This is a genomic window from Marinomonas algicola, from assembly GCF_014805825.1.
Lineage (GTDB): Bacteria > Pseudomonadota > Gammaproteobacteria > Pseudomonadales > Marinomonadaceae > Marinomonas > Marinomonas algicola.
Window position 1 is genome coordinate 3,534,132 of the sequence record NZ_CP061941.1, and the last position, 16,148, is coordinate 3,550,279.

Genomic DNA, 16,148 nt, shown 5'->3' on the forward strand with positions numbered 1-16,148 from the left:
TTAAATGAGTAGCTCAGTCAAATCATCTGCAACCAGATCAGCGCCCAAGGAGAGCAAATCAATTCCTTGATTATAGCCATAGGTTAGCAACATGCTTTTGAAACCTGCTGCCGTTGCCGCCCTGTGATCGGTAATGGAATCGCCTATCATAAGACAGTTTTTAGGGTCGGCCTCAACCGTTTCACAACAATGCAATAATGGCATAGGTGAAGGTTTCTTTTCTTCTAAGGTATCACCACCAAGCTGCCAAGAAAAATACTCACTGATTGCAAAGTGCTCTAATATTGGCTGGACAAATACACTGGGTTTGTTCGTGACCAGAGCCATTGGGATGCCTGCACGTTTAAAGGCTTTTAACAGTTGCACCACATTAGGGTATAACGTGGTTTTTTCTGTTAAGTGGTCACGATAATACAATAAGAAATCTCGATAACAATTCTCGGCCAACTCGTTGGGAAGATCGGCCCACTGCATAGCTTGCTCTATCAATTTTGCGGCACCAAATCCAACCCATGTACGCACTCGGTCTTCACCAGCCGGATTTGCCCCCGCTTGCAGCAAGGCGTGATCGACCGCTTGAGCCAAGTCAGGCACACTGTCTATTAACGTTCCATCAAGGTCTAGACAGACAAGTTCAGGCCAATCGTCAAACCATTCATTTAGTTTATTCGGCACTCTCATGCGCGCACCGTTTTTAAAGAGGATCGCATGGAATCGATGGCCTGTTTGTAATCTGGCTTACCAAAAATTGCTGATCCAGCGACAAAGGTATCGGCTCCTGCCGCAGCGATCTCAGCTATATTGTCTTGCGTTACACCACCATCAACCTCTAGACGAATGTTGTAACCACTTGCGTCAATCAATGCTCTCGCTTCTTTTAGTTTTTCCAAGGTTTCTGGAATAAACTTTTGACCACCAAACCCTGGGTTAACCGACATCAACATGACAATGTCTAGCTTATCCATAACATGTTTCATATGATGCAGAGGCGTTGCAGGATTAAACACTAGACCGGCTTTACAGCCAGCGTCGCGTATTAATTGCAATGAGCGGTCGATGTGTTCAGACGCTTCAGGGTGAAAGGTAATATAACTTGCTCCTGCAGCCAAAAAGTCCGTTATCATGCTATCAACTGGCTTTACCATAAGATGAACATCGATCTCTGCGGTTACCCCATGCTTACGAAGCGCTTTACAGACCATAGGTCCAATCGTTAAATTGGGTACGTAATGATTATCCATTACATCAAAATGAATAATGTCCGCCCCTGCGGCTAATACTTGGTCAACTTCGTCACCAAGTCGAGCAAAATCGGCGGCCAAAATAGAAGGCGCGATAAAAAAATCGTTCATAGTAAACTCCGTGATCAGATTGGGCTAAAATTATCCATATTCTAACAAGGCAAGTAAGATAAGTATTTATGATAGCGATTAAAAAACGTGGCTTTTTCCAGTTAATCACCTTTGCTACGGGTCTGATTCTTTCTTTGACGACTCTAGCGGCTGAAGATGATGAAACCGAAACACCACCCGCTCAGAGTGCCGCAACCGGTGGTACTCGTGAGGCGATTGATCTTGCCAGCCCACAGGCGCAGCGAATTAACGCCTTAATTGCGTCAATTTCAATCAACAGAGCGCATGAAATCGAAACCATTGAATCTCCTAACGATGCGTTTTTAGGCCTTTTTCGAGAGTCGACAACAGGAGACCCACAAGGCTGCATACTTTTACTACACGGTAATAATGAACACCCTGATTGGCCACAAGTCATCAGCCCCATCCGCAACAGTTTGATTGATAACAGTTGGTGCACCTTATCTATCGAAATACCCGATACCACAAAGCGTTTTGAGCTGCCTTCTTTACCAAACAGAGAGAACGCCACTGGAAACTCAGACGAAAATACAAGCACACAACCCCAGGAGGGAGAAAAAACACTGCCTAATGAAGAGATTGTTTTTAACCGAATTGAGCTAGCTAGGCAACATTTACAAGAAAAAGGTTACAACCGATTGGTTTTTCTGGGGCATGGCTCAGGTGGCGCATACGCATTAAAGTATGCGGTCGATAACGCTATATCAGGCAGTGCGCTACTGTTAATTGAGCCTGTTTCTCCGACGCCTTTTAGCGATTATGAAATTGCAGAGTTAATCGAGGTGGTCCGTTTACCCGTATTGGATTATTATTTTGACACGCACGATAAAAACAATCGATTTGCGCAATATCGATTATCAGCATCTAAAAAAAGAGTCTCAAAATCAGATGCTTACATACAAATAAAAGCGCCGAAAAACAGGCGCTATGGCGCACTCGGAGAAAAGCGACTGACGCAACGAGTTTGGGGTTTTTTGAAACAGAATACCCATCAATCAGATCAAACGAGACCTTTACCAAAGGTGAATAAAAGCCTCTTTAGTGAAGACCCTTTACAAGATGAAGGAGTGTAAAGGGTCCGATCGACTGTGATTATTTGCGGGCTTTTTTAATAAGCTCATACGCCGATTGAATTTCTTGTGTACGCTGTTTAGCCAGCGTCAGCATCTCTTCAGGTAACCCTTGAGCGGCCAGTTTGTCAGGATGGTTTTTACTCATTAATTTACGGTAGGCTTTTTTAATTTCCGCATCCGTCATATCCGCTGTTACGCCCAATGCTTCATAAGCCGACTTCAACAAATCGGTATCGCTTGTTTGGCCATTCGCTCGTCCTTGATTAAATTGCGCTTGCTGTTTAATTTGAATATGTAAAGCTTCAAATTCCGCCACACTAATCCCTAAATGAGCACAGACTTGTGATACAAACGATTTTTCTTCTACGCTGAAGTGGCCGTCAGCATATGAGCAAACCAATAAAACCTCGATAAGCTGTCGAGTCAAAACACTATTCGGCCCCATAATTTGTTGGAAGTGATTCAACACCCCTACTAAATCAAAGTTAGCCGATCTACCTTCATTAAATAACCGTTTTGCTTCCTGTTGAGCCAAGGAAGACAATCCCATTCTTTGCATAATGGCTTCTGCAATTTGAATCTCTGATGAAGAGACATGACCATCCACTTTGGCCAGTCTACCCATTAACAAGAACAGTGTCTGAAAGAAGACGGATTGCTGTTGTTTAAGGTTTTCTCTACTGGCTCTTGTATGAAATATCATAGGACGACGTGTACGATCAGCCGTATGGCCAATGATTAAACCTCCAATCAAACCAAAAACACCAAGCCATAAATACCCTATTACAGCGCCAACTATTTTCCACATGCGAAATTTTCTCCAGTAATCGGTAGCCCACATAGGCTTGGTTAGATTATCATTTAGTTATTTATTAACCCCAATAAGGGAATTACACCATTAATGGGCTATCTACCGCAAAATATTAGTATACCGTGCATCAGTCGATTTATTCCCGCTTGTGCGTTAATTTTTCAAGGTCTTTTCATTATCCCTCATGTTAATGGTGCTGAATGGGACTGGTTGCCAACAGAGGCATTAACTCAAGAACAAAGATCCACCGTCAAGCAATATTGCCGAGGCCAATATATTGATGCTTGGCAAAGCAGTCACAACGGCAATACAAACTTAAGTGCAGATCTAATCTATAAGACACCGGATGGCACTTTATATTTAGAGGGTGCGGCCGAACTTATCCAGCCTCAACAGTCATTAAAAGCAGAAAACATCCTAGGTAAAAAAGGCGTATATTACCAAGCCGAAGGTGACGTAGAGCTACGCTCAAAAGGCCAACTGATTCGCAGCCAGAAAACCTTTTTGGCGGACCCTGAAACCAATTTAGAGACACGCTTTGAGAAAGCCCGTTTTTTACGTCATAGCTCTGGTTCGCACGGGCAAGCTGAGCGCTTAATTAAAGACTCTGAGGGCGTTATTTTCATTGAAGAAGGTTTCTACACGACCTGCGAGCCAAATAGTGGCAGCTGGAAACTGTTCGGATCGTCTATCGTACTGAACCCCAATACGGGGTTTGGTACAGCAAAGCATGTGCAAATTAAGGTAAGTGACTTCCCTATTTTCTATATACCTTGGTTACGCTTTCCTCTAGACAATGAGCGGCATACTGGTTTTTTATTTCCAGACTTCAGTTACTCAAACAGTAAAGGCATTGGATTTTCTGCGCCCTTCTATTGGAATATTGCACCTAACTACGATGCGACAATCACGCCCCACTTTATTGAAAATGAAGGTGAAGGCCTCGATATTGAGCTTCGACACTTATCGAGAAACGGCTTAACACAATACGAAGAAAGTGACTTTTTTCATCAAAAAGACGGCCGTCAAACGGCCCGAAAATTGACTTCAACACAAACAATCAATGATCAATTTACGGCGGGTATTATTCTAGAACAAGTCAATGCCGACAACGACTTTCCATCTCAAACCAGCATTAATTTATCGGATAAAGATAATTATCAAAGACAAGCATACGTTAACTTCAATGAAGGAAACCTCACAGCAACTGCGGCTATAAAAACCTATCAAACACCACTTGATAGCATTGATCAACCCTTTGAATGGCGTCCTAGGTTCGATACCTCCTATCGCTATTCAAATACCCTGTTAGACTATAAACCAACGGCGCAATACACGGATTTTTACGACCCAGATGAAAACCAAACTGACGGCCAACGGTTTGCGTTAAATCAATCGATCGCTCTTAACTTTCAGAATCAGTGGGGCTCCTTGTCACCAGGAATGTTACAACAGTTTCGTGCTTACGATTTGAATCGCTATGACGGTCGTTCAAATAGCTCGGAAGGAATCAATCACATTTCACATTATGTGGATGCAAACATGGCCTTTGATCGGCGCTTTATTGTCGATAACAAAAACTGGACTCAAACTCTTGAACCTAAAATAAGTTATTTAAACGCACCCTTTAAAAACCAGGATAATCTGCCTAATTTTGATACCAGTGAGCCTGTTTTACTCTATGACAATGCCTTTTCTCATAAGCGTTTTAGTGGTAATGATAGAGTGGGAGATACAGAACAAGTTACACTAGGGCTTGAAAGCTATGTTTTTGACTCAAATAATCAGGAACGATGGGGATTTAAATTAGGCCAGATTTTATATTTAGCAGACAGAGAAATTGATGTCGATGGCTCATCAACCAGTGATATCAACAAAAATAACACCAGTTCCCTTTTAAGTGCAATTTCTTATAAAGAGGCTAACAGCTTAAGTATCACAGCGAATGTAAACTATGACCCAAACATTAACTTATTGGATCTTGGGCAGCTTTCTATGCAATTGAGATCGGACAGTGGGGTTGTTGTAAAAAGCAGTTATTTAAAAACAGTCGATAAAAAGACCCGTGATACCGATTTAGAACAACTGGATTTCCAGACTATTGTTCCTTTAGATGATAATTGGCATTTTCTTTATCAACACACTTATGACTGGGTGGAACATGAAGACACTAAGAAAGTAGCGGGCTTTGGCTTTGAAAACTGCTGTTTAAAGCTTTCATTTAGCTACCAGCTCACTAGAGATGACGATAATCAATTTGATGAAGGCATCTATTTACAATTTATTTTACGCAGTTTAAGTGGCGTTGGCAGTGCTAGTAGCACTGATAATATCGCCTCTGAGTACTGGAACGATGGAAAAACCGGATATTAAACATGAAAAAAATACTCCCTATTTTAGGCACTTTACTCTTTTTAACGCCTTTTCAAACAAGTTTTGCGGCACCTCAAAAAATTGATGGTATTGCCGCCATCGTTAACTCTGAAGCGATCTTAGAAAGTGATATCGAAACTCGCTTTCGCATTATTAGAGAAAGAGTACCAAACGGTATTTATAATGCCGACATTCGCCGACAAATACTCACGTCAATGATTGATGAGTATGTGCAATCTAATTATGCCAACAGAGCCGGGATTCGCGTTAGCCCAGCCGATGTTGACCGTGCCATACTTAGCGTGGCCAGTAAAATGAGAACGGATTTAGTCGGTTTTAAACAAGCTTTGCAACAACAAGGCATAGAATACAACCGTTATCGTACTCAAATTGAAAACGAAATATTAATGACTAATATCAAAAGACAAGTCATCAAAGAACGCATTACCATTACAGACCTTGAAATTGATGACTTCCTTAACTCCCCAGAAAGTTTGGCGCAGTCAAAAGACGAAGTGCATCTGAGACATTTATTGGTGCGTTCAAAAGACACCGTTAAGGCGGAAGAAAAAATCAAAGAGATTGCGTCTGTCATTCAAACTGAAGAGGATTTTATCCGTTTGGCCATTAGTCAATCAGATGGCTCGGCGGCCGTTCAAGGTGGCGATTTAGGATGGCGACCTACCAATGAACTGCCGTCATTATTTGTCAGAGCCCTTTCTACTGGATACGGTCCCTTTTATGGCCCAATTCAAAGTAATGCGGGATTTCATTTATTATGGGTAGTCGATAAAAGAGTCTCTGATGTTGAATTGCAAAAACAAACGAAAGCAAGGCACATTCTGATTAAGCCCAACGCCATTCGCAGTGTCAGCCAGGCCCAAGAGTTTGCAGAGAACTTATATAGACGCCTAGAAAAAGGTGAAGATTTTGCGACCCTAGCAAAAGAATACAGTGAAGATGAAGGCTCCGCGCTAAAAGGTGGTGACCTAGACTGGGTCGCTCCTGGAGCAATGGTACCGCCATTCGAACAAACCATGAATCAAACGTTTGTTGGTCGGTTCAGCCGTCCTTTTCGCACTAACTTCGGCTGGCATATCGTTCAAGTTGACGGTCGCCGTAGTGCTGATGTAAGTGATAAAGTCAAAAAAGAGAATGCGGAACGTGCTCTTATCGCTCAAAAACAAGACCTAGTATTAAGTAATTGGCTTGATGAATTAAAAAGTCAGGCATTTATCGACATAAAATAATGCACACACTTTGTACGAGTACTTAATAGGGTCTTTTAGATGACATTACCGATTATTGCGATTACTTCTGGCGAACCTGCTGGTATCGGCCCTGATATTATCCTCAGTGGCTTACAAAAAACCTTCATGGGAAGGCTCATCGTCTTGGCGGACCCAGATTTGTTGGAGGCCAGAGCAAAGCAGCTTGGTCTCAATGCGAACATACAGGTAGTTGAAGATGTAACGACTTTACCTAAGCATTCCGGTGGCCATATATATGTACAACGCATACCACTGAAAAAGACTGTTACCCCAGGGGTACTGGATGTTACTAATGCCCCTTATGTACTAGAAACACTCAAAGTCGCGGGAGAAGGCTGCATTAATGGAAAGTTCGACGCTATCGTCACGCCTCCAGTTCACAAGGGTATTCTCTGTGAAACGGGAGTGCATTTCAGTGGTCATACCGAGTTTTTTCAACAATTAACCCAATCTGATCAAGTGGTCATGATGCTCGCAACACCGTCATTGCGGGTCGCACTGGCAACGACACATTTACCGTTAAGAGACGTTGCCGATGCCATTACACAAGACAGTTTAACGCAAGTAATTCATGCACTGCATACAGAACTGGTTGAGAAATTTGCATTAGCTAACCCAAAAATCTTAGTCTGTGGTCTGAATCCTCATGCAGGTGAAGAGGGGCATTTAGGACATGAAGAAATTGAAATCATTACACCGACATTAGAACGCCTCCGTAAAGAAGGCATGGATTTAGTTGGCCCATTACCCGCTGACACCTTGTTTACGCCAAAGCATTTAGAGAGTTGCGACTGCGTTCTTGCAATGTATCACGACCAAGGATTACCTGTGTTAAAATACCAAGGGTTTGGTAATGCCGTAAACATTACATTGGGGTTACCCATTATACGAACCTCCGTTGATCATGGAACAGCACTCGATCTTGCTGGCAGCGGAAACGCAAATCATGGCAGCTTAGAAGTTGCTATTAATTACGCCATTGATATGGCCAATAACTCAAAAAAAGTTTCCTAAATGAGCAAACCACAAGCACATAAAGCAAGAAAACGATTCGGACAAAACTTCCTACATGATTATGGCGTCATTCGCAGGATTGTTGCCTGTATCGCGCCAAAAGAAGGCCAAAGACTGGTCGAAATTGGGCCTGGTAAAGGCGCGTTAACAGAAGGCATTATCAGTGTTACCAAAGAAATGGACGTGGTGGAATTAGACCGCGACTTAATACCGATATTGAAAGTGAATCTGTTTCGTTTTCCTGACCTTAGAGTACATGAAGCGGATGCCATGAAGTTTGATTTTTCTTCATTGGCGGCGGACGGCCCTATTCGTGTTGTAGGCAATCTGCCTTATAACATTTCGACTCCCCTTATTTTCCACTTATTAAGCCAAGCTAATGTCATTGAAGACATGCATTTTATGCTGCAAAAAGAGGTCGTGGACCGCTTAGCCGCCAGACCAGGTGATAGTTTATATGGCCGCCTAAGTGTTATGACGCAATATTATTGCCAAGTTGAAGCGCTTTTTATTGTCGGCCCAGAATCGTTTGACCCACCGCCAAAAGTGGACTCTGCGATCGTGAGAATGACGCCATATAAAGATTTACCTCACTTTGCCAATAACATCGAACTCCTTGAAACCACAGTAAGAACCGGTTTTCAACAACGTAGAAAAACGCTGAGAAACAATTTCAAGGGCGTCTTAGACGATCAAGATTTTGACACTCTGAACATTGATCCTACACTTAGGCCAGAACGATTGGACGTTGGTGATTATGTTCGTATTTGCAACCATTTAGAACAAAAAGGACTGTAGAATGACCCACAAGGTTACTGTCGATGTCGTTTCGAACTACATAGAAGAGCAGTCTTTACCTGAAGATTTACGTTTTGTATTTGCTTATCACATCACTATAAAAAACCAAGGTCAGCAAGCCGCGAAGCTGCTCTCAAGACATTGGATTATTACCGATGGTAATGAACAAGTACAAGAAGTAAAAGGCCCGGGGGTTGTTGGAGAAACGCCTTTATTACAACCAGGTGAGAGCTTCCAATACAGCAGCGGCGCTATTTTGAATACTATGGTAGGCACAATGCAGGGCCGCTACCAAATGATCTCTGATGACGGCACAGAGTTTTTAGCGGAAATACCTCCATTTACTCTTGCGGTACCGAATCAAGTACATTAAGAGGTATTTATGGCGACCTACGCAATTGGCGATTTACAAGGGTGTTTGACTCCTTTACTGACATTGTTAGACACGATTCAGTTCCAACCAGAGCATGATGAGCTATGGTTCGCTGGCGATCTAATTAATCGTGGCTCGGAATCGCTAGAAACCTTACGCTTTATCCATTCTCTGGGTGATAAAGCAAAAGTTATTCTGGGTAACCATGACTTACACCTTTTAGCCTTGTCCCGCGGCTTTGGACGACTTAAAAAAAGTGACACATTAAAAGAGATTCTAAATGCACCAGACAGGGATCAACTTCTTAGTTGGTTGCAAGCTCAACCACTTTGCTATTACGATAAATCGTTTCATGCCATTATGTCTCACGCAGGCATTCCACCCTGTTGGAACTTAGAGGAAACCCTGCAATACGCTCAAGAGGTTGAAGCCGTCCTACAAAGTGATCAGGCCGATGAATTCTTTGCTATTATGTATGGCAACAAGCCAGAGAAATGGGACGAGTCATTAACCGGAATGACGCGTTTAAGAGCCATTGTTAATTACCTTACGCGTATGCGTTTCTGTAAGCCATCAGGAAAGCTCGACTTGAAGTCGAAAGAAGGTCCATTAACCGCCTTAAAAAACTATGCACCTTGGTTTACCTATCCTTCAAAGTTGCCAAAAGAGTGCCATGTTATATTTGGTCATTGGGCCGCTCTTGAAGGTAAAGTAGATCACCCCAATATACATGCTTTAGATACAGGTTGCGTTTGGGGCGGAAGCTTAACAGCGATTCGCCTTGATGATTGGCAACTTTTTAGCACGCCATGCTCAATTAAAGGACCCAGTAATGACTTATAAGTGCATCGATATTAACGACGCCCTCCCCCTTATTGAAAACAACGCTTTAATTGTTGATATTCGAGATAATATCAGCTTCCAATCAGGCCACATGAACAATGCATTCAATCTGAATAATGATAACATTGGTGCTTACATCGCCGAGTCCGATAAATCATTGCCTCTTATTGTATGCTGCTATCATGGCAACAGCAGTAAAAATGCGGCGGCCTTCTTGGCTGACCAGGGCTTCAAAGAAGTGTACTCTTTAAACGGTGGCTTTGGTCAATGGAGTGCCGTATTCCCAGATCAGTGCTCACAAGATTAACCTTTAGTAAAGATAACTTCATGCCTAAAAGAACGGTGTTTTTAGTTGGCGGAGCGGTCCGTGATGAGCTTCTTGGCCTCAATGTTGTGGACAAAGACTGGCTTGTTACAGGCACTACTCCAGAAGCGTTATTAACCCAAGGTTATACTCAAGTCGGCAAGCAATTCCCCGTTTTTCTCCATCCTAAAACAAAAGAAGAGTACGCGCTTGCTCGCACAGAGAAAAAACAAGGCCAAGGTTATACGGGTTTTATTTGTGATTTTTCAGCTGATATATCATTAGAAGAGGATTTATTAAGGCGAGACCTCACCATCAATGCCATTGCTAAAGATGAGTTAGGGGAAATACACGATCCATTTAATGGCCGGCAAGATTTAGCTAACAAGGTCTTCCGCCATGTTTCGGATGCCTTTATAGAAGACCCTTTGCGAGTGCTGCGTATCGCACGATTTGCGGCGCGATTTGCCTCTTTTGGTTTTACGATAGCGCCTGAGACACTGGCTTTAATGCGGCAAATCAGTCAATCCGGCGAGTTACTAAGCTTGTCGGCTGAGCGTATCTGGAAAGAGCTAGACAAATCACTGCAAACGGCTCACCCCGAGTGTTTTTTTAACGTATTACAAGAGTGCGATGCCTTAGATATTCTTTTTCCTGAGTTGACTTGGCCTGTTGCTTTAACAGCATGGCCGCACTTCACACAGTCAACCGCACCTCAAAAATGGGCTTACTTGTGCTCTGAATCCGCTGCAGAACCCTTAAAAGCATTGCAAAAAAGAGCCAAAGTCCCTAACCAATTTGCCAATTTGGCACAGCAAGTATGTGAATTTGTCAGTCAAAACACCTTACCTTTAAGCCCACAAAAGTGGGAAGCGTGGCTCGCTCAAGTTGGCGCCGTTAAACGACCCCAGCCTTACAAACTGTTAGTGGAAGTATTATCCAGTATAACAGAAACCGATTTACAACTTTGGCTACAACTTCGAGAACAAGTAGCCTCTGTTGGTAGCAGCACTTTTATCAAGCAGGGATTTGTTGGCGAGGCGTTAGGTAAAGCGATTCAATTAGCCAAACAAAACAGTCTTTTGGAATCAATAAACCCGCTCGTTAAACATTAATCATTGAGCGGGTTTATTCAAGTGGAGGTCTTTTCACTCGATCACGAGTGAAGCCAAGACGAGGTAAAATAGACAAGAAAACGGAGTTTATGGATTATAAATAAGCCATTCGAACCTATTTTTAAAAAGTGTCGGTAAGCACAGTCGTCAAAACAACGGTCTCCAATGCCTTATTTCTGACGGTAAATTTTCACTCCTACTGCACTTGCTGTAGGAACCGCCCCTGGTTTTCTTAACGCCATAGACATGGCGTTTATCTCAAACACTTGCATCAACTCGGCACACAAGCGCTCCGCCAAGGTTTCAATCAATTCAAATACATTGTTTGTGCAAAACGCCGTTATAAAATTCGAGATCGCCTCATAATCCAGCGTTTTACTTAAATCGTCGTTCACTGCGGGTACACGATTGTCGTGTTCCATCTCTAAATCAAAGAATAGAATCTGTTTTATTTCTTTTTCCCAATCATAAACCCCGATAACGGCTTCGACTTTTAAACCTTCAATAAATACTGTGTCTTTCATAGCGTTTCCTAGATAGCGGGTAAATCAGATAGAGGCCAGCGAGCTCGTATGGTTAAGCTTAAAGGAGACGATTGACCGGCCTGTAAACGCTGAGCGCCAGCGTACGCAATCATGGCGCCGTTATCAGTACAAAACTCAGGTCGAGCGTAAAAAACACCCGAATTCATTTTTGCTAACTGAGATTCGAGCTTATCACGTAGTCGTACATTGGCACTCACGCCTCCAGCAATAACCAGTTGTGTAAGCGATTCTTGCTCAAGTGCTCGACGACACTTAATAACTAAGGTATCCACAACAGCTTGCTCAAAGGCAAGTGCTGCGTCGGCTTTAAATTGCTCGTCACAAGCCTCTTTATCTTGCGCCGCATGCACCGCCGTCAAAAAAGCCGTTTTTAATCCACTAAAACTGAAATCTAAACCCGGTCTGTCTGTCATAGGACGCGGAAATTTTAAGCCAGAATCGGCTCTCCCCAACTTAGCCAGGGCCGCTATATGTGGCCCACCAGGATAAGGCATACCAATCATTTTGGCGGCTTTATCGAACGCTTCACCGGCCGCATCATCAAGGGACTGCCCCAATAGTTTATATTGGCCTATTCCATCTACTCGAACAAGTTGTGTGTGTCCCCCAGAGACGAGTAAAGCCACGAATGGCATTTTAGGCTGGCGCTCTTCTAACATAGGAGCCAACAAGTGACCCTCCATATGATGCACACCTAACGAAGGAATATTCAAAGCATACGCTAATGAACGACCGATGGTAGCGCCAGCCATTAATGCCCCTGCCAAACCAGGACCACTGGTAAAGGCAATGCCTTCTAGTTCTTTCTTTGTGATACCCGCCTCAAGTAAAACCTCATCAATTAACGGTAAGGTTTTTCTTATATGATCGCGTGAAGCCAGTTCAGGAACCACACCACCGTATTCAGCGTGTTTCTCAATTTGAGAATAGATTTTATGGGATAGCAGTCCTTTATCTGTATCGTAAATAGCAATCCCTGTTTCATCACAAGAGGTTTCTAAACCTAGCACTATCATTTATTTTAATCTCTTAGGAAAACGTTAGCCTTATTGTATACGAAAACGACCAAAAATAAGCGAGCTTGAAATGACTTATCCGATATGTTTGAGCTTTTCAGTAGACTTATTTGGCTTAGGGCTCTATAATGCCGCACGTTTAAAATTATGAATTAAAAGGCAGGTGATTTTTCTTTGTTCCGAAACGGATTCGGACGACTCTATAGATAGACATGAAACAGAACTCTCTTACATTTATTACCGTAATTGAGTCTACACATTAAGAGTAAAAGATCGCTTTGATCACAGAGTGCTCTTATTTTTTGAAAGCACCACAAAATACAGGTATGATGCCCGTGTTTTTGTGATCACAAAAATTCATAACATTAATTATTTATAAGGTACATACATGCCAGCTGTTAAAGTTAAAGATAACGAACCGTTCGACATCGCTCTACGTCGTTTCAAACGCTCTTGTGAAAAAGCAGGTGTTCTTGCTGAAGTTCGTCGTCGTGAATGCTACGAAAAACCAACTACTCTTCGCAAACGCGCTGCTGCGGCGGCCGTTAAACGTCACGCGAAGAAAGTTTCTCGTGAGCAACGTAAATTCCAACGTTTGTACTAGGATTGCTAAACTCTAGCTCAATTCATTTTGAATACTAGAAGTATCCACAAGCGTTTGTTTATTTTGATCGCTTTGAAATAAACAGAGAAAACGGCCAGTATTTTTTACTTGCCGTTTTTTTTGTTTTAGACCTACTACAATAAAGGAGCTCCCCATGTCTGCATTAAAGCAAAACGTATCCGATCAATTAAAAGTGGCGATGCGTGCCAAAGAAAAAGCTCGTGTCGCCCTGATTCGCACCATTATGTCTGAATTTAAAAAAATAGAAGTGGACGAGCGAGTAGAAGTCGACGATGCTCGTGCTTTAGTCGTTCTAGACAAAATGGTAAAACAACGTAAAGATTCTGTGCAGCAGTTTACTGATGGTGGACGTGACGACCTTGCCGCAATAGAACAAGCTGAGATGGAGATTATTCGTGAATTTTTACCTCAACCTCTTACCGATGATGAAGTTGAAAGCATAGTGAAAGCGGCCGTTGATGAAACAGGCTCCACTAGCATGCAACAAATGGGCGCCGTTATGGCCATTGTAAAACCTCAAGTACAAGGCCGAGCCGATGTCGCTCAAGTCAGCAAATTGGTTAAAAAACTATTAGGTTAATCACTCAAGAGTATTCTTTATGGCGGGACGTATACCAGATCAATTTATTGACGAACTTTTAGCTCGAACCGATATTACTGATGTGGTGGCGTCTCGCATAACATTAAAGAAAACCGGGCAAAATTACAGCGCTTTATGCCCTTTTCATAACGAAAAATCCCCCTCATTTAGCTTAAACCCAAACAAACAATTTTATTACTGCTTCGGCTGCGGCGCAGGGGGAAATGCCATTTCCTTTTTAATGGAGCATGATCACCTCGATTTTGTTGAATCCATTGAAGTATTGGCCAAAGAAGCTGGCTTAGAAGTCCCCCGAGAACAAGGCGCACCAGATCGCTATGAACAGAATGCTGGCTTATTAAAAGTACTGACCGAGAGCGCCACCTTCTTCCAAAACCAGTTGATTACTCATCCGGATAAAGCCAGAGCCAAAAGCTACCTCTCTGAAAACCGTGGCCTTTCTGGACAAATAGCCAAGGTATTTGGTCTAGGCTTTGCGCCATCGGGCTGGGATAATTTGATCAAAGGTCTCGACCAAAAAGCCGAAACACAAGAGCATCTATTTCAAGCTGGCATGCTGATTGAAAAGAAAGATCAAGCGGGGCATTTTTACGATCGTTTTCGCGATAGGATCATGTTCCCTATTCGAGATTCTCGCGGCAGAGTTATTGCTTTTGGTGGCCGCGCCTTTGGCGATGAAAAACCTAAGTATTTAAACTCACCAGAAACCCCAGTATTCCATAAAAGCCAAGAACTTTATGGTTTATATGAAGCCAAGCAAAATACACTTAACCTTGATCATATTATTGTGGTTGAAGGCTATATGGATGTCATTGTGTTGGCCCAACACGGCGTAACCAACTCTGTCGCAACCCTGGGAACCTCGGTAAACAGCCAACACATTCAAAAGCTCTTTAAATTAGTTAATAAAATCACTCTCTGCTTTGATGGGGATAAAGCCGGAAGGTCTGCGGCCATAAGAGGATTGGAAGCCAGCTTAAGCGTGATGCAGGACAGCAAACAAGTTCGTTTTCTCTTTTTACCTGAGGGTGAAGACCCTGACTCGCTGATTAGAAAGGAAGGAAAAGACGCTTTTCTCGACCGCCTAGAAGACTCCTCCTCAATGGCGCATGTCTTATTTGATCACGCTCGTAAGGAAGTTACCCTCGCGGACGAAGAAGGTGAGGCTCAGTTCGCTCAGAATGCAATGAAGTACATTCAAAGCATGCCAGATTGCACCCTAAAATCTATTTTAATCAAACAACTTACCGAGCAATCAGGAATCAATGCCGAATCACTTGCTATTACAAGCACGAAGCCGAAATACATCACCGCACAATCTGACCCAAACACAGCCCACTCGGAGCACTATCATAATGACACGCCTCCCGAGTACGATGAACCAGTGGGCTATTATGATGATATAGCTTACGAACCTTACCTCCCCCCCGCCCGTGAAGACAGCGGATATTTTAAGAAGAGCACAAAACAAAACACGTTTAATAATAAAAAAGGCTTCAATGGTAAGCCATTTGGTAAAAAGTCGTCAGTCGATAGTGACCACTTTACTTTTCCGAAAATGTCCTCTTTAACGCCGCTGTCACAAATAGACAACGCCACCCTTTGCCTCTTACTGCACCCCCATGTGGCAAAAGAAATTGATGTATCAGATCCGTTACTACGTCAGCCAGACCCAAAGATACAGCTCTTCAGTAAAGTATGGCGTTACTTCAGTAAGTATCCCGATAAAAATACAGGGAATTTACTCGGAAATTGGCACGGTAATGAAAATTATAATGCTATTTTATTTTTATTAAACCACCCTGACGCACACACAAAGTCTAAAATTAGCAATGTAAAACAAGAAGTTATAGATTTTGTCGACAGAATGGAAGAAAGACTAGGCAGAAATGCCAGTAGCCAAAGGTTGAAAAATCAAGGAAACGAAACCATAAAGGATAATGATAGTCGTACAGAGCTCCGTCAATGGATGGAGCAAATGCGCAAAAAAAAGCGCCCTTAACAACCAATTTC

Annotated in this window: 17 protein-coding genes; 12 read left to right on the forward strand and 5 right to left on the reverse strand. The window is 42.7% G+C overall.

Annotation, left to right across the window (positions count from 1 at the left end; all coding sequences use genetic code 11):
* A complete protein-coding gene (locus tag IEZ33_RS16150; protein WP_191601041.1) occupies window positions 1-681 on the reverse strand; it encodes a phosphoglycolate phosphatase in 681 nt (226 codons plus the stop codon).
* A complete protein-coding gene (gene rpe, locus IEZ33_RS16155) occupies window positions 678-1,352 on the reverse strand; it encodes a ribulose-phosphate 3-epimerase (protein ID WP_191601042.1) in 675 nt (224 codons plus the stop codon). The genes IEZ33_RS16150 and rpe overlap by 4 nt, the downstream gene beginning before the upstream one ends.
* A 68-nt stretch (window positions 1,353-1,420) precedes the next feature.
* Between rpe and IEZ33_RS16160 the strand changes: the two genes are divergently transcribed.
* A complete protein-coding gene (locus IEZ33_RS16160) occupies window positions 1,421-2,446 on the forward strand; it encodes a DUF3530 family protein (RefSeq protein ID WP_191601043.1) in 1,026 nt (341 codons plus the stop codon).
* Window positions 2,447-2,465: 19 nt separating this feature from the next.
* Here IEZ33_RS16160 and djlA read toward each other — a convergent pair whose 3' ends face one another.
* Window positions 2,466-3,254, reverse strand: a complete 789-nt coding sequence (djlA, locus tag IEZ33_RS16165; protein ID WP_191601044.1) for a co-chaperone DjlA — start codon at window positions 3,252-3,254, stop codon at window positions 2,466-2,468.
* A gap of 93 nt (window positions 3,255-3,347) precedes the next feature.
* Here djlA and IEZ33_RS16170 point away from each other — a divergent pair, with 93 nt between their 5' ends.
* Genes IEZ33_RS16170 through IEZ33_RS20885 form a run of 8 tightly spaced genes read left to right on the forward strand, consistent with a single transcriptional unit; the run spans window position 3,348 to window position 11,348 of the window.
* On the forward strand, window positions 3,348-5,630 hold the full coding sequence (locus IEZ33_RS16170) for an LPS-assembly protein LptD (RefSeq protein WP_191601045.1): 2,283 nt from the start codon (window positions 3,348-3,350) through the stop codon (window positions 5,628-5,630).
* Between the two features lie 2 nt (window positions 5,631-5,632).
* Window positions 5,633-6,880, forward strand: coding sequence for a peptidylprolyl isomerase (locus IEZ33_RS16175; RefSeq protein WP_191601046.1), 1,248 nt, complete (start codon window positions 5,633-5,635; stop codon window positions 6,878-6,880).
* Between the two features lie 39 nt (window positions 6,881-6,919).
* The gene (pdxA, locus tag IEZ33_RS16180) at window positions 6,920-7,915 is read left to right on the forward strand and encodes a 4-hydroxythreonine-4-phosphate dehydrogenase PdxA (protein WP_191601047.1); all 996 of its coding nucleotides are present in this window, start codon (window positions 6,920-6,922) and stop codon (window positions 7,913-7,915) included.
* Window positions 7,916-8,713, forward strand: a complete 798-nt coding sequence (rsmA, locus tag IEZ33_RS16185) for a 16S rRNA (adenine(1518)-N(6)/adenine(1519)-N(6))-dimethyltransferase RsmA (RefSeq protein WP_191601048.1) — start codon at window positions 7,916-7,918, stop codon at window positions 8,711-8,713.
* 1 nt (window position 8,714) lies between these two features.
* The gene (gene apaG / locus IEZ33_RS16190; protein ID WP_191601049.1) at window positions 8,715-9,086 is read left to right on the forward strand and encodes a Co2+/Mg2+ efflux protein ApaG; all 372 of its coding nucleotides are present in this window, start codon (window positions 8,715-8,717) and stop codon (window positions 9,084-9,086) included.
* Between the two features lie 9 nt (window positions 9,087-9,095).
* Window positions 9,096-9,929, forward strand: coding sequence for a symmetrical bis(5'-nucleosyl)-tetraphosphatase (locus tag IEZ33_RS16195; protein ID WP_191601050.1), 834 nt, complete (start codon window positions 9,096-9,098; stop codon window positions 9,927-9,929).
* A complete protein-coding gene (gene glpE / locus IEZ33_RS16200) occupies window positions 9,919-10,236 on the forward strand; it encodes a thiosulfate sulfurtransferase GlpE (RefSeq protein WP_191601051.1) in 318 nt (105 codons plus the stop codon). Before IEZ33_RS16195 ends, glpE begins: the two co-directional genes overlap by 11 nt.
* 20 nt (window positions 10,237-10,256) lie before the next feature.
* On the forward strand, window positions 10,257-11,348 hold the full coding sequence (locus IEZ33_RS20885; protein WP_191601052.1) for a tRNA nucleotidyltransferase/poly(A) polymerase-related protein: 1,092 nt from the start codon (window positions 10,257-10,259) through the stop codon (window positions 11,346-11,348).
* 170 nt (window positions 11,349-11,518) lie between these two features.
* Here IEZ33_RS20885 and folB read toward each other — a convergent pair whose 3' ends face one another.
* Both folB and tsaD read right to left on the reverse strand, forming a co-directional pair.
* Entirely contained in the window at window positions 11,519-11,872 is a 354-nt protein-coding gene (folB, locus tag IEZ33_RS16210; RefSeq protein ID WP_191601053.1) for a dihydroneopterin aldolase, read from the reverse strand.
* 8 nt (window positions 11,873-11,880) lie between these two features.
* Entirely contained in the window at window positions 11,881-12,909 is a 1,029-nt protein-coding gene (tsaD, locus tag IEZ33_RS16215) for a tRNA (adenosine(37)-N6)-threonylcarbamoyltransferase complex transferase subunit TsaD (protein WP_191601054.1), read from the reverse strand.
* A 388-nt stretch (window positions 12,910-13,297) separates the two neighbouring features.
* Between tsaD and rpsU the strand changes: the two genes are divergently transcribed.
* From rpsU to dnaG, 3 genes are all read left to right on the forward strand, one after another.
* Complete coding sequence (gene rpsU / locus IEZ33_RS16220) at window positions 13,298-13,513, forward strand: 30S ribosomal protein S21 (protein WP_191601055.1); 216 nt, start codon at window positions 13,298-13,300, stop codon at window positions 13,511-13,513.
* Window positions 13,514-13,667: 154 nt separating this feature from the next.
* Window positions 13,668-14,114 carry a GatB/YqeY domain-containing protein gene (locus IEZ33_RS16225; protein ID WP_191601056.1) on the forward strand — a complete coding sequence of 149 codons (447 nt, stop codon included), beginning with the start codon at window positions 13,668-13,670 and terminating at the stop codon, window positions 14,112-14,114.
* 19 nt (window positions 14,115-14,133) lie between these two features.
* Window positions 14,134-16,137 carry a DNA primase gene (gene dnaG, locus IEZ33_RS16230; RefSeq protein ID WP_191601057.1) on the forward strand — a complete coding sequence of 668 codons (2,004 nt, stop codon included), beginning with the start codon at window positions 14,134-14,136 and terminating at the stop codon, window positions 16,135-16,137.
* Window positions 16,138-16,148 lie beyond the last annotated feature (11 nt).

Excerpts from the sequence above, each read along its gene's own strand:
- djlA (WP_191601044.1), bottom strand. The coding sequence starts at position 3,254 with ATGTGGAAAATAGTTGGCGCTGTAATAGGGTATTTATGGCTTGGTGTT.
- dnaG (WP_191601057.1), top strand. The coding sequence starts at position 14,134 with ATGGCGGGACGTATACCAGATCAATTTATTGACGAACTTTTAGCTCGA.
- IEZ33_RS16160 (WP_191601043.1), top strand. The coding sequence starts at position 1,421 with ATGATAGCGATTAAAAAACGTGGCTTTTTCCAGTTAATCACCTTTGCT.
- rpsU (WP_191601055.1), top strand. The coding sequence starts at position 13,298 with ATGCCAGCTGTTAAAGTTAAAGATAACGAACCGTTCGACATCGCTCTA.
- IEZ33_RS20885 (WP_191601052.1), top strand. The coding sequence starts at position 10,257 with ATGCCTAAAAGAACGGTGTTTTTAGTTGGCGGAGCGGTCCGTGATGAG.
- IEZ33_RS16195 (WP_191601050.1), top strand. The coding sequence starts at position 9,096 with ATGGCGACCTACGCAATTGGCGATTTACAAGGGTGTTTGACTCCTTTA.
- IEZ33_RS16170 (WP_191601045.1), top strand. The coding sequence starts at position 3,348 with ATGGGCTATCTACCGCAAAATATTAGTATACCGTGCATCAGTCGATTT.
- rpe (WP_191601042.1), bottom strand. The coding sequence starts at position 1,352 with ATGAACGATTTTTTTATCGCGCCTTCTATTTTGGCCGCCGATTTTGCT.
- IEZ33_RS16225 (WP_191601056.1), top strand. The coding sequence starts at position 13,668 with ATGTCTGCATTAAAGCAAAACGTATCCGATCAATTAAAAGTGGCGATG.
- glpE (WP_191601051.1), top strand. The coding sequence starts at position 9,919 with ATGACTTATAAGTGCATCGATATTAACGACGCCCTCCCCCTTATTGAA.
- tsaD (WP_191601054.1), bottom strand. The coding sequence starts at position 12,909 with ATGATAGTGCTAGGTTTAGAAACCTCTTGTGATGAAACAGGGATTGCT.
- rsmA (WP_191601048.1), top strand. The coding sequence starts at position 7,916 with ATGAGCAAACCACAAGCACATAAAGCAAGAAAACGATTCGGACAAAAC.
- folB (WP_191601053.1), bottom strand. The coding sequence starts at position 11,872 with ATGAAAGACACAGTATTTATTGAAGGTTTAAAAGTCGAAGCCGTTATC.
- pdxA (WP_191601047.1), top strand. The coding sequence starts at position 6,920 with ATGACATTACCGATTATTGCGATTACTTCTGGCGAACCTGCTGGTATC.
- apaG (WP_191601049.1), top strand. The coding sequence starts at position 8,715 with ATGACCCACAAGGTTACTGTCGATGTCGTTTCGAACTACATAGAAGAG.
- IEZ33_RS16150 (WP_191601041.1), bottom strand. The coding sequence starts at position 681 with ATGAGAGTGCCGAATAAACTAAATGAATGGTTTGACGATTGGCCTGAA.
- IEZ33_RS16175 (WP_191601046.1), top strand. The coding sequence starts at position 5,633 with ATGAAAAAAATACTCCCTATTTTAGGCACTTTACTCTTTTTAACGCCT.